This window comes from Caulobacter sp. 602-2, assembly GCF_011043625.1.
Classification (GTDB): Bacteria; Pseudomonadota; Alphaproteobacteria; order Caulobacterales; family Caulobacteraceae; genus Caulobacter.
Window position 1 is genome coordinate 231,526 of record NZ_JAAKGT010000007.1, and the last position, 13,541, is coordinate 245,066.

Below are 13,541 nucleotides of genomic sequence, written 5' to 3' on the forward strand. Positions count from 1 at the left end.
GTCATGCGCAAGGCTGTCGAGCCGGTCGTTTTTCAAGGTGGTTTCAGCACTGAGCGCGGCGTTATGTCGCGCCGCCGACGGTTGGGCGCCGCCGCCTCGAGCGTCGCGCTGCTGACCGCGCTGTCGATGGCCGGGGCGATGGTCCCGGGCGTGGCCCTGGCCGACGGCGGCAGCTCCAACCGGGTCGTGGCGGGCGCTGGACCTGGCGGGGCCGGCGGCGTCGACGGCGATGCCGCCAGCGCGACCGGCAAGGACGGTTCGGCCGGAACCACCGGCGCGGGCTCGGGCGGCGGCGGCGGGGGCGTGAACCTGCAGACCGGTTTCGGCGCCCACGGCGGTTCGGAGGGCGCTTCGGTGAACGGGACCATGGGCACGGCCTATGGCGCGACCGGGGCCATGGGCGCGGCGATCGACACGGCCCAGACGATCACGACCACCATCACCGGCGGAACCGGAGGGCTGGGCGCCGACCCGGTCGGCACATCGGGCCAGGCCGACCACGTCTCGGCCTCCGGGCATGGCGGCGGCGGCGTAGGCGTCAGCGCGACGGCCGACGTGATCGTCGGGGCCGGAGGCCTGATCCAGGGCGGGACCGGCGGCGGCGCTTCGCTGGGGCTGGTCACCGGTCGCGGCGGCGGCGGCGGTGGGGTGGGCCTGTTCACCAACAGCGACGTGACCATCCTGTCCGGCGGCTCGGTCATCGGCGGCATCGGCGGCGCCAGCAACGCCGGTGGCGGCGGCGGCGGCGCGGCGGCTATCGTGCTGACCGCGCCTGGCGCGGTGGTCAACGGCGGCGTCGTGACCGGCGGTCGCGGCGGTGTGGGAACCCCGAGCAACTTCAGCGGCGAAGGCGGCGCCGGGGTGCTGGTGCTGAACGGCGGCGCGGTCACCAACCTGGCTGGCGGCACGCTGACCGGCGGCAATGCCGGAACGGGTTGGCCGACCTTCCTCGGCGCGCCCGGTTCGGCGGTCGAGGGCGCGAACATCACGCTGGTCAATGCGGGCGCGCTGGTCGGCGGCACGCGGACGGGCGGCTTCCGCGCCAACGCGGTCACCTTCACCGGCGGCGTGAACTCTCTGGAGATCTGGTCGAGCTCGGTGATCACCGGCAACGTCCAGGCCTACAGCGCCGCCGACCGCCTGATCCTGGGCGGGGCGACGGACGCCTCGTTCGACGTCACGCAGATCGGCGCGGCGGCCAAGTACCGCGGCTTCGGCGGCTTCGAGAAGGCCGGCGCCGCGACCTGGACGCTGACCGGGACCAATACCGGGGTCACGCCCTGGACCCTACGCGAGGGCCTGCTGCGCATTACTGCCGACGCGGCCCTGGGCGACGCGGCCGGCGCCTTGACCTTCGCGGGCGGCGGGCTCGACACCACCGGCTCCTTCGCCATCGCCCGCGACATCGTCGCCGCCAGCACGGGCCGGCTGATCATCGCTACGGCCACCGACACCATCACCCTGGACGGCGACATCACCGGGACCGGAAGCCTGACCAAGGAGGGCCTGGGCACGCTGGTCCTGACCGGCGACAACGGCGCCTTCACCGGCGTCATCACCAACCAGACGGGCGTACTGCGGATCGGCGGCGCGACGGCGGGCGACCTGGGCGCCGACATCGTCAACGACGACCTGCTGCGGATCTCGAACGCCGGCGACATCACCCTGTCGGGCGACATCTCCGGGACCGGCGACCTGGTGAAGGACGGCTCGGGGCGGACGATCCTGACCGGGACCAGCACCCATGCCGGCCTGACCACGGTCAGCGACGGCGTTCTGCAGATCGGCGCCGGCGGCGCGGCGGGCGGTTTCTCCGGCGACATCGTCAACAACGCGACCCTGGCCACCGACCACACCGGCGACCTGCTGCTGAGCGGCGACATCTCGGGCGTTGGCGCTTTCGGCAAGTTCGGCGCGGGCCGCACGATCCTGGCGGGCGCGCTGACCTATGCCGGCGGCACGACGATCGATGCGGGGACCCTGCAACTGGGCGACGGCGGCGCGGCCGTGGGCCTGATGGGCGACGTGGCCAACAACGGCGTGCTGGCCACCAACCACACCGGCGACCTGACCCTGGCCGGGGTCATCTCGGGCGCCGGCGGCTTCCAGAAGCTGGGTTCGGGCCGGACGATCCTGACGGGCGTCAACACCTTCTCGGGCGCGATCCGGGTCGACGCGGGCACGCTGCAGCTGGGCGCCGGCGGCGCGGCGGGCGGCCTTTCGGGCGACATCGTCAACGACGGCGTGCTGGCGACCAACCACACCGGCGACCTGACCCTGGCCGGCGACATCTCGGGGACGGGCGCGTTCGTCAAGCAGGGCGCGGGCCGCACCATCCTGACCGGCGACCTTGGCTATTCCGGCCTGACGACGATCAGCGCGGGCGTCCTGCAACTGGGCGCCGGCGCGCTGGTCAGCGATTTCGCCGGCGACATCGTCAACAGCGGGGCCCTGTGGTCGTCGCATGACGGGGTGCAGGTGCTGTCGGGCGACATCTCGGGCATGGGCGCGTTCTACAAGTACGGCTCGGGCCGCACGGTGCTGACCGGGACCAACAGCTATCGCGGCTCCACCTTCGTCGAGGCCGGCACGCTGGTCGTGAACGCCGGGCGCACCGGTCTGGGCGCGGCCCTGACCGCCGTGCGCTCGGGCGCGACCCTGGCCGGCAACGGCGTGGTCGGCGGCCAGGTGATCGTGCAGGCCGGCGGCACGCTGGCGCCGGGCGACGGCGCGGGCACGCTGACCATCAATGCCGGCCTGCTGCTGCAGAACGGCTCGTTCCTGAGCTACGAGCTGGGCCAGGCCAACCTGCCGGGCGGAGCCTTCAACGACCTCGTGGTGGTCAACGGCAATCTCACGCTCGACGGCACGCTGAACGTCGCCGTCGCGCCGGGCGGCGGCTTTGATCCGGGCCTCTACCGGATCATCAGCTACACCGGAGCCCTGACCAACAACGGCCTCGACATCGGGACCATCCCGACGCCCGAGTTCTTCGTCCAGGCCTCGCTGGCCGGGCAGGTGAACCTGGTCAACAGCGCCGGCCTGTCCTTCCGCTTCTGGGACGGCGCGAGCGGCGTGCGCAACAACGGCTGGGTCGACGGGGGCGTGGGCCTCTGGCAGCGCTCGAGCGGCAACGACAACTGGGTCGACGAGGGCAACGTGCCCAACGGGACCTATGAGGACGGCGCCTTCGCGGTATTCGGCGCGACCGCGGGCCGCGTGACCGTGGACGCCAGCCTGGGCGCAGTCGAGACCGCCGGGATGCAGTTCGTCAGCGACGGCTACGTCATCGGCGGCGACGCGCTGACCCTGACCGGCCCCGAGGCCTTCATCCGGGTCGGCGACGGCACGGCGGCCGGGGCGGGGCTGACCGCGACGATCGAGGCCGGGCTTGCCGGCTCGGCGCGGCTGGTCAAGAGCGACCTGGGCGTGCTCGTCCTGTCGGGGCCCAATAGCTACACGGGCGGCACGACGCTGCGCGGCGGCGAGGTGCGGATCGGTTCGAGCGCGGCGCTGGGCGCGACCTCGGGCGTGCTGGTCTTCGACGGCGGCCGTCTGACGGCGACCGCCGACCTGTCGCTAGGCCATGACCTCTCGCTGCTGAAGGACGGCCAGATCTCCACCGGCTCGGGCGTGAACGCGACGCTGGACGGCGCGATCGGCGGGGCGGGCGCGCTGGTCAAGGATGGCGCGGGAACCCTGGTGCTGGCCGGCGACGCCGCTCACACGGGCGGAACGCGGATCCTGGCCGGTAGCCTGCGGATCGGCGCCGGCGGCGCGACGGGCGGCCTTTCGGGCGACATCGTCAACGACGGCCAACTGGTCGCCGACCGCTCGGGCCAACTGACCCTGGCGGGCGCGATCTCCGGCTCGGGCGGCTTCGTCCAGGCGGGGCAGGGCGTCACCGTGCTGACCGGAACCAACACCTATGTCGGCGCCACCGACGTGATGGCCGGGACCCTGCTGGTCAACGGCGACCACGGCGGCGCGACCGGAGCGACCTCGGTGGCGAGCGGCGCGACCCTGGGCGGCGCGGGCGTGATCGGCGGCTTGGTCAGCCTGGCCGATGGCGCGACCTTGGCGGCGGGCGGTGCGTCTGGCGCGGCCGGGACGCTGACGATCAACGGCGGGCTTTCGCTGGCCGGCGGCTCGATCCTCGACTTCCAGCTGGGCCAGGCCGGCGTCGCCGGCGGCGCGCTGAACGACCTGGTGGCCGTGGGCGGCGACCTGAAGCTGGACGGCGTGCTGAACGTCTCGACGGCCGGCGGCGGCAGCTTCGGCACGGGCGTCTATCGCCTGTTCACCTATGGCGGAACCCTGACCGACGACGGCCTGACGGTGGGCGCGACGCCCGCCGGTTCGAAGGCCTACGTCCAGACAGGCTTCGCCGGCCAGGTGAACCTGATCAACACCGGCGGCCTGATCCTGAACTTCTGGGACGGCGATACGGGTACGGCCTTCGACGGCGCCATCAGCGGCGGCGACGGGGTGTGGCGCTTCAACGCCGGCGCCAACAGCTGGACCGAGGCGTCGGGCGACCTCAACGCCTTCTACGACCAGGCCGCCTATGCGGTGTTCGGCGGAACGTCGGGCGTGGTCAGCATCGACGACGCCCAGGGCGCGATCACGGCCGCGGGCCTGCAGTTCCTGGCCAGCGGCTATCGCCTTGAGGGCGACGCCCTGGGCCTGACCGGTTCGACCACCGAGATCCGCGTCGGCGACGGCACGGCGGCCAGCGCGGGCATGACCGCGACCATCGCCTCGGCCCTGACCGGTTCTGGCCGGTTGGTGAAGGCCGATCTGGGCGCGCTGATCCTCGACGGCGCCAACAGCTATGCCGGCGGCACGACGATCGCCGGCGGCGTGCTGCAGGTCAGCGCCGACGCCAACCTCGGCGCAGCGAACGGCGGCCTGTGGCTTGACGGCGGGGCGCTGCGCACGACCGCCAGCTTCGCCAGCGAACGCACCGTCACGCTGGACGCCGACGGGCGTATCGAGACGGTCTCGGGCGCGACCCTGACGCTCAACGGCGGCGTCGACGGCGTCGGCGCGCTGATCAAGGACGGCGCGGGCCGGCTGATCATCGCCGGCGAGGGAACCTATGCCGGCGGCACGACCATCTCCGGCGGCGCCCTACAGATCGGCGACGGCGGGACGACGGGCGCGATCCTCGGCGCGGTGGTCAACAACGGCCTGCTGACCTTCGACCGATCCGACGCCTCGACCTTCGCGGGCCCGATCTCGGGTTCGGGTGCGGTCGAGATCATCGGCTCGGGAACGACGATCCTGACGGCGGCCAACACCCATGGCGGCGGCACGGTGATCCGTTCGGGCACGCTGCAACTGGGGAACGGCGGGGCCTCCGGCTCGGTGGCCGGCGCGATCGCCAACGACGGCGTGCTGGCGATCGATCGGTCGGACCGACTGAGCCTGGCCGGCCTGATCTCGGGCGCGGGCGGCTTCGCGCAGAACGGTTCGGGCGTCACGGTCCTGACTGCGGCCAACAGCTATCTGGGCGAGACCTGGGTGAACGCGGGCCTGCTGGTCGTCAACGGCGACCAGTCGGCCGCCACCGGCCTGACCTCGGTGGCGAACGGCGCGGCCCTGGGCGGTTCGGGCGTGATCGGCGGCGACGTGGCGGTGGCCGCGGGCGGCGCGATCGGCCCGGGCAACAGCCCTGGCACGCTGACCATCAACGGCGATCTGGCCCTGGCGCAAGGCTCGGCCCTGAACTTCGAACTCGGCGCGGCTGGCGTCGCGGGCGGTCCGCTGAACGACCTGATCGTGGTCGGCGGCGATCTCGCTCTGGACGGGACGCTGAACGTCTCGGTACCGACCGGCGGGGCGTTCGACGCGGGCGTCTATCGCCTGATCAGCTATAGCGGCGCCCTGACCGACAACGGCCTGGACCTGGGCGTCCTGCCGAGCGGCGCGAACGCCTATGTGCACACCGGCTTCGCGGGCCAGGTGAACCTCGTGAACACCGCCGGCCTGACCCTGAACTACTGGGACGGCGCGGCCGGTCCGGGCTTCGACGGCCTGGTCGACGGCGGCGACGGAACCTGGCGGGCGGCCGGCGGCCTGAGCTGGACCGGGGACGCGGGCGCGATCAACGCCGGCTATGCGAACGGCGCCTTCGCGGTGTTCGCCGGCGCAGCGGGCGTCGTGACCATCGATGGCGGGCAGGGGGCGGTGACCGCCTCGGGCCTGCAGTTCATGACCGACGGCTATCGCATCGAGGGCGACGCCCTGACCCTGACCGGGGCCCAGGCGAGCATTCGCGTCGGCGACGGCACGGCGGCGGGCGCGGGCATGACCGCCGCCATCGCCTCGGCGATCGGCGGGGCGGGCGAGCTGGTCAAGACCGACCTGGGAACCCTGGTCCTGACCGGGGCCAACACCTATGCGGGCGGAACCACGCTCAACGCCGGCGGCCTCTACATCAACGGCGATCAGACCGCGGCGAGCGGCGCAACGCGCGTCAACGCCGGTCTGCTGGGCGGCTCCGGCGTGATCGGCGGTTCGGTCAGCGTAGCCGACGGCGCGATCCTGGCGCCCGGCGGCTCGGCCGGCGCGGCCGGGACCCTGACGATCAACGGCGGCCTGACGCTGTCGAACGGTTCGATCCTGGACTTCCAGCTGGGCCAGGCCGGCGTCGCGGGCGGCGGGCTCAACGACCTGCTGGTGGTCAAGGGCGACCTGACCCTGGACGGCGTGCTGAACGTCTCGCAGAGCGCCGGTGGAACCTTCGGGGCCGGGGTCTATCGCCTGGTCAGCTATGACGGCGCCCTGACCGATAACGGCCTGCGGATCGGCGCGACGCCGGCCAGCGATCCGAGCTACGTCCAGACCTCGGTCGCGGGCCAGGTGAACCTGGTCAACACCGGCGGCCTGGTCCTGAACTACTGGGACGGCGCGGGCGTGGGCTTCGACGGCGCCATCGCCGGTGGGGCGGGCGTCTGGCGGGCCGGCGGGGCGGAGCTGTGGACCGACGCCGGCGGCGCGATCAACGCGACCTATGCCGACGGCGCGCTGGCGATCTTCGCCGGGACGGCTGGGACCGTGCGCATCGACGATGCGGCGGGGCCGGTCTCGGCCATGGGCCTGCAGTTCGCGACCGACGGCTATCGCCTCGAAGGCGGCGACCTGACCCTGGCCGGTTCGCAGGCGGCTGTCCGCGTCGGCGACGGCACGGCCGCCGGGGCCGGCATGACCGCGACCATCGCGGCCGACATCGTCGGCGCGGCGGGCCTGGCCAAGACCGACCTGGGCGTGCTGGTCCTTTCCGGAACCAACACCTACGAGGGCGGGACGGCGATCAGCGACGGCGTGCTGCAGGTGGCGTCCGACGCCAATCTCGGCGCGGCGAGCGGCGGCCTGTCGTTCGACGGCGGCACCCTGCGGACCACGGCGACGATGGAGACGGCCCGGGCGACCACCTTCGCCGGCGTCGGCCGGCTGGAGGTGGCCGAGCGCACGACGCTTTCCCTGAAGGGCGCGGTCTTCGGCGCGGGCGGCCTGGTCAAGAGCGGCGCTGGAACCCTGGTCCTGGCCGGCGACGGTTCGGCCTATGCCGGCCGCGCCTCGGTCACCGCCGGCGTGCTGCGCGTCGACGGCATGCTGGGCGGGGTGACCGACGTGATGAACGGCGGTCGCCTGGAGGGCGTGGGCCGGCTGGGCGGGCTCGTCCTGCGCTCGGGCGGCGTCATCGCGCCGGGCGGCGAGGGCTTCGGCGTCCTGACGACGGCCGGCGACTTCGCGGCCGACGGCGGCCTGATCGAGATCGACGCCGTGCTTGGCGGCGACGGCTCGCAGGCCGATCGCCTGGTCGTGGGCGGCGCAACCTCGGGCGCGGCGGAGATCAGCGTCGCCAATCGCGGCGGCCTGGGCGCCCAGACGCAGGAGGGGATCAAGATCGTCGACGTGGCGGGCGCCTCGAACGCCCAGTTCACGCTGCGCGGCGACTACGTCTTCCAGGGCGACCAGGCGATCATCGCCGGCGCCTACGCCTATCGCCTGTACAAGAACGGCGTGGCCGCTCCGGCCGACGGCGACTGGTACCTGCGCTCGTCGCTGGTCGATCCGGGCGAGCCCGAGACCCCGACCCAGCCTGAGACGCCGGAAGGACCGCTCTACCAGCCCGGCGCGCCGGTCTACGAGGCCTACGGCGCCAGCCTGCTGAGCCAGAACGGCGTGAGCGCGCTGCGCCAGCGGACCGGCGATCGCGTCTGGGGCCAGGGCGCGACCGCGCTCGGCGGCGCCTGGGGGCGGATCGAGGGCGAGCAGAGCCGCTCCGAGAACGCGCCGCGTTCCAGCACCGGCGCCGACCTGAAGACCGACCGCTGGGCGGTGCAGATGGGCTATGACCGCGCGCTGCCCGATCAGACCTGGGGCGGGACCCTCGTGCTGGGCGCCAGCTGGCGCTACGGCGAGGCCGACACCAAGGTCCGCTCGGTCCATGGCGACGGGGCGATCGAGACCAACGGCTACGGCTTCGGCGCGACGGCCACCTGGTACGGGCAGGGCGGCGCCTATGTCGACCTGCAGGCCCAGGCCAGCTGGTACGACAGCGACCTGCGCTCGAACCTGCTCGGCGACCTGGCCCGGGGCCTGGACGGTTCGGGCGAGTCGGTCGGCGTCGAGGTCGGCAGGACCACGGCGCTGGGCGGCGGGCTGCAGCTGACGCCGCAGTTCCAGACCGTCTACTCGAAGGTCCGCTTCGACTCCTTCGAGGACGAGGCGGGCGCCCAGGTCTGGGGCGATCGCGGCGAGAGCCTGCGCTCGCGCATCGCCGCGGCCCTGGCGCGCGAGATCGAGGGCGAGGCCGGCGCTGGCCGTTTCTACGGCCAGATGGGCCTGGCCTACGAGTGGACGGGCGGCCCCAGCGTCATGGTGTCGGGCGCACAACTGGCGCGTCGCGACGACCGGCTGTGGGGCGAGCTGGCCTTCGGCGGCAGCTATCGCTGGCGCCAGGGTCTCAGCGTGTTCGGCGAGGCCTCGGCCGCCAGCGGGCTGAACAGTCTGGGCGACGCCTACAGCGTGCGGGCCAACATGGGTCTGCGCCTGGCGTTCTGATGTCGGCGGAGCCGGGGCTGGCGGTCCCGGCTCCCGTCGCCGTTGCAGGCTTCGGCGGCCTTTGATATCGATTGAAACGTTCGTTTGAATAGATGGGCCGCCATGTTCCGCTTCACGACCTCCGACGGCCTTTCGATCGCCTGCCATGAGTGGGGAGGGGATGACGCCTCGCCGCCGGTCGTGCTGCACCACGGCTTCTCGGCCAGCGGTCCGATCAACTGGAAGGCGCCCGGGATCGTCGATGTCCTGACGGCCGCGGGGCGGCGGGTGATCGCGATAGACGCCCGGGGCCACGGCGCGTCGGACAAGCCGCACGATCCGGCCTTCTACGGCGAGGCGCGAATGGCGCGCGACGTCGCCGAGCTGATCGACCATCTCGGCGCCCCGGCCATTGATCTCGTCGGCTATTCCATGGGCGCGATCGTCAGCCTGATCTGCGCCAGCCGCGAGCCGCGCGTGCGCCGCCTGGTCGTCGGCGGGGTGGGCGAGGGCGTCGTCGCCACCGGCGGGGTCGACACCCGCCACGTGCCCGGCGACGCGATCGTCCAGGCGCTGCTGGTCGAGGACGTCTCGGCGATCGAGCACCCCGCCGCCGCGCCGTTCCGGCTGTTCGCCGACGCCATCGGCGCCGATCGCAAGGCCCTGGCCGCCCAGGCCAGCGTCGTCCACGCCCAGCCCATAGCGCTCGACCGCATCACCGCCCCGACCCTGGTGATCGCCGGCGACGATGATCCGCTGGCGGTGCATCCCGATCGTCTGGCCGCCGCCATTCCTGGCGCGCGCTCGCAGTTGGTGAGCGGCGACCATCGCTCGGCCGTGGCCGCGCCGGCCTTCGCAGAGGCGATCGTGGCGTTCCTGGCGGCCTAGGTCGGATCGGCCCGATAGGCCCCCTGAAAGAGTCCGTTCTTCCCCGCGAAGGCGGGGATGGCCGGGCTCCTTAGTCTCGATCCGCCCTAGACCTTGCCCGGCCGATAGCGGTCGATCTCGATGCCGTGGCGGCGCAGCTTGTCGTAGAAGGTCTTGCGCGGGGTCTGCAGCAGGGTCATAGCCGTGCGGGCGTCGCCGCCGCAGGCCGCCAGAGTCTCGCGAATGAGCATCGCCTCGTAGCGGCCGGTGCGATCGGCCAGGCTTTCCGTCGCGGCCGGCGTCGCGCCGTCCTCGGCGACCAGCGCCGAGGGCAGTCCCAGCGCCACGCGCTCGGCGTAGTGCGCCAGCTCCCGCACGTTGCCCGGCCAGTCGTGGCCCAGCAAGCGGTCGCGGATCGTCGCCGTCAGGCGCGGCGGCGGTCGGCGCAGCCGCGCGGCGGCCTCTGCCAGGAAATGGCCGAACAGCGTCGGCACGTCCTCGCGCCGCTCGCGCAGGGGCGGCACCACCAGGGTGACCACGTTCAGGCGGTAGTAGAGGTCGGCCCGGAAGGCGCCTTCGCGCACGGCCTCGGCCAGGTCGACCTTGCTGGCGGCGATGATCCGCAGGTCCAGGTGGCGGGGCTCGGCCGCGCCGACAGGCCAGATCTCGCGCTCCTCGACCACCCGCAGAAGCTTGGCCTGCAAGGTCGGCGACAGGCCCTCGATCTCGTCGAGGAACAGCACGCCGCGGTCGGCCCGCTCGATGCGGCCGGTGCTGGGGCGAGCCGCGCCGCCAGCCGAGCCGGCGGCGGAGCCGAACAGTTCGGTCTCGAACACCGCCTCGGGCAGGGCCGCGCAGTTGACCGTGACCATCGGTCGGCCGCGGCGGGCCCCGCCGCGATGCAGGGCGTGGGCCACCAGGCCCTTGCCGGCGCCGGTCTCGCCCTGGATCAGCACGTCGACCTCGGCCTCGGCCAGCTGGGCGATGGTGGCCCGCAGCCGCTGCATCACCGGCGTGTCGCCCAGCAGCGGCGAGCCGCCGCTGGCCTGGGCGGCGGCTTCCAGCCGGCGGTTGTCCAGCACCAGGCCGCGCTTCTCCAGCGCCCGCGCCAGGGCGGCGGTCAGGCGCTCCATCGGGAAGGGCTTGGAGACGAAGTCGTAGGCGCCGTCCTGCAGCGCCGCCACCGCCATGGCCACGTCGCCGTGGCCGGTGATCAGCAGCACCGGGATGTCCGGATCGATCGCCCGCACGCGCTCGAACAGCGCCAGGCCGTCCATGCCCGGCATGCGCACGTCGCTGACGACGGCGCCGTCGAACTCTCGCGACAGCGCCTTCAGCGCCGAAGGGGCGTTGTCGAAGGCGGCGACCTCGAAGCCGCGCAGCTCCAGGCCCTGGGTCACCGCGCCGCGCAGGGCGTCGTCGTCGTCGACGAGGAGAATCTTGCCGACAGGGGCGCTCATGGGACGGCCTTGCGCAGGGTCAGGGTGAAGGTCGCGCCGGCGCCCGGCGTCGAGGCGGCTGACAGCTCGCCGCCGAAGCCGGCGGCGATGTCGTGGGCGATCACCAGGCCAAGGCCCAGGCCGCGCGGCTTGGTGGTCAGGAACGGCGTGAAGAGGGCGCGCTCGACCTCGGGCGCGAGGCCAGGACCGTTGTCGGCGACGGCGATCCGCACGGCGTCGCCGGTCTCGCTGACGGTCAGGGTGACGGCGCCGTCGGCACGCTCCTCTACCGCCTCGAAGGCGTTCTGCAGCAGGTTGACCAGCACCTGCTCGAGCCGCACCCGCTCGCCCAGCACGGCCAGGCCGGGGGTCTCGCCCTTGCGCACCAGCCGGGCTTGCTGCCGGCGCGAGCGGCTGGCGGTCAGCAGCACCGAGCCGTCGATCACCTCGCTGACCAGGGTCGGTTCGACCCGGCCGTCGGCCTTGCGCGAGAAGGCGCGAAGCTCGTCGGTGATGCGGCCGATGCGCTCGGTCATGGCGGCGATGGCGGTCAGGTTCTCGCCCGCCGCCTCGGGGCGGCCGCGCGCGATCAGCAGAAGGCCGTTGTCGGCGTTGGCGCGGATGGCGGCGACCGGCTGGTTGATCTCGTGGGCCACGCCGGCGGCGATCTGGCCCAGCGAGGCCAGCTTGTTGGCCTGCACCAGATCGGCCTGCAGCGAGCGCAGGCGGGTTTCGGTGCGCTGGCGCTCGTCGACCTCGTGCGAGAGGGCGCGGTTGGCCACCGTCAGTTCCTCGGTGCGGACCTCGACGCGGCGTTCCAGCTCGGCCCTGGCCTCGCGGTCGCGCTGGGCGGCGATCTGGATACGCCGCCTCCGGACCCACAGCCACAGCAGGGCGGCGCTGAGCAGCATCCAGACCAGAGCGGTGATCCAGCGCGCGGCGTCGGCGGTCTGGTCGGCGGGGGCGGCGGGGCTCAGCAGGTGCAGGGTCCAGCCCGGCGCAACATCGGCCAGGCGGGTCTCGATCAGACGATCGGGCTGGGCGTGGTCGGTGCGGGCCACGCCGTCGCCGCGCCGCGTCCTCAGCGGCATCGGCGCGAAGGTGGCCGCGCCGTACTGGCCCTGGGCGCGCAAGGCCTCGCGAGCGGCGGGCGACAGGGGCGTGCGCGCCAGGAAGCGCCATTGCGGCTCGCTGGTGATCAGCACCAGTCCCTGGCGATCGACGACGAAGGCCGGCTCGCCGATCGCCCGCCAGGCGGCCTCGACGGCGTCGAATTCCAGCTTGACCACGACGACGCCCAGCACGCCCTGGGGGCCGTCGACGCGGCGGGCCAGATAGAGGCCGGGCTTGTGGCTGACCGTGCCCAGGGCGAACTGCTCGGCATAGCCGCTGCGCAGAGCCTGCGCGAAGTAGGGGCGAAAGCCGTAGTTCGAGCCGAGGAAGCTGGTTGGCTGGCGCCAGTTGCTGGCCGCGGCGGTGAAGCCGTCGGCGGCGACCACGTAGATCACCGCCGCGCGCGTCTGGGCGCCCAGCACCTCCAGCTTGCGCGACAGGGCTTCCAGCCGGCGCGGATCGCGGGTGGCCAGGGCGGTCTCAAGGTCGGCGTCGTCGGCCAGCACCAGGGGCAGGGCGCGCTGCTTGTCGAGTTCGCTGCGCAGCACGGCCGCGTGGAGGGCGGCCGAGGCGCCGGCCCGCCCGCGCAGGCCGGTCATGGCGCGGTCGTGCGCCAGGGCGCCCACCGCCATCACCAGGGCCGCGCCGATCAGCGTGGCGATGATCGCGAACAGGGCCAGCCCACGGCTCGAGATCGAGCGGGTCGGTGCGGGACGGGCGTCGGTTGCGGGTGAAACGATTTGTGCCATATTCCACACAAGTGCGGTTCTGTATGGGTGGAATATGGCACGGAAGGTTCTGCCGTGGCGAGGTGTAAATTGGAATTTCTCTAGAACATTCATGGGGTTGGTATCGGATATCGAAATCGAGTCCCGACGGCGGTGAAATCCCTCACTCTTTGACCAAGCGCCCGACCTTCAAAGGACGCGCGAGGAAACGAGAGCCAGGAGCCGTCCGATGATCCCGCAGACGAACGCCGCCGCAGGCGCGCCGCCCCGCCAGGGGCCGTGGTACACGCACCTCTACGTGCAGGTGCTGGTCGCCATCGTGGCGGGGGCGCTGATCGGT

4 protein-coding genes are annotated in these 13,541 nt (G+C 73.0%); 2 read left to right on the forward strand and 2 right to left on the reverse strand.

Annotation, left to right across the window (positions count from 1 at the left end; all coding sequences use genetic code 11):
* Positions 1–63 precede the first annotated feature (63 nt).
* Positions 64–9,075, forward strand: a complete 9,012-nt coding sequence (locus G5B46_RS15960; RefSeq protein ID WP_165260230.1) for an autotransporter-associated beta strand repeat-containing protein — start codon at positions 64–66, stop codon at positions 9,073–9,075.
* 102 nt (positions 9,076–9,177) lie between these two features.
* A complete protein-coding gene (locus tag G5B46_RS15965; protein ID WP_165260232.1) occupies positions 9,178–9,942 on the forward strand; it encodes an alpha/beta fold hydrolase in 765 nt (254 codons plus the stop codon).
* Between the two features lie 86 nt (positions 9,943–10,028).
* Here G5B46_RS15965 and G5B46_RS15970 read toward each other — a convergent pair whose 3' ends face one another.
* Together G5B46_RS15970 and G5B46_RS15975 are read right to left on the reverse strand one after the other, a co-directional pair.
* Entirely contained in the window at positions 10,029–11,381 is a 1,353-nt protein-coding gene (locus G5B46_RS15970; RefSeq protein WP_165260234.1) for a sigma-54 dependent transcriptional regulator, read from the reverse strand.
* A complete protein-coding gene (locus G5B46_RS15975) occupies positions 11,378–13,222 on the reverse strand; it encodes an ATP-binding protein (protein ID WP_165260236.1) in 1,845 nt (614 codons plus the stop codon). Before G5B46_RS15975 ends, G5B46_RS15970 begins: the two co-directional genes overlap by 4 nt.
* Between the last annotated feature and the right edge of the window lie 319 nt (positions 13,223–13,541).

What these genes read in the sequence shown, in the direction of transcription:
- G5B46_RS15960 (WP_165260230.1), top strand. Translation starts at nt 64, where the DNA reads ATGTCGCGCCGCCGACGGTTGGGCGCCGCCGCCTCGAGCGTCGCGCTG.
- G5B46_RS15965 (WP_165260232.1), top strand. Translation starts at nt 9,178, where the DNA reads ATGTTCCGCTTCACGACCTCCGACGGCCTTTCGATCGCCTGCCATGAG.
- G5B46_RS15970 (WP_165260234.1), bottom strand. Translation starts at nt 11,381, where the DNA reads ATGAGCGCCCCTGTCGGCAAGATTCTCCTCGTCGACGACGACGACGCC.
- G5B46_RS15975 (WP_165260236.1), bottom strand. Translation starts at nt 13,222, where the DNA reads ATGGCACAAATCGTTTCACCCGCAACCGACGCCCGTCCCGCACCGACC.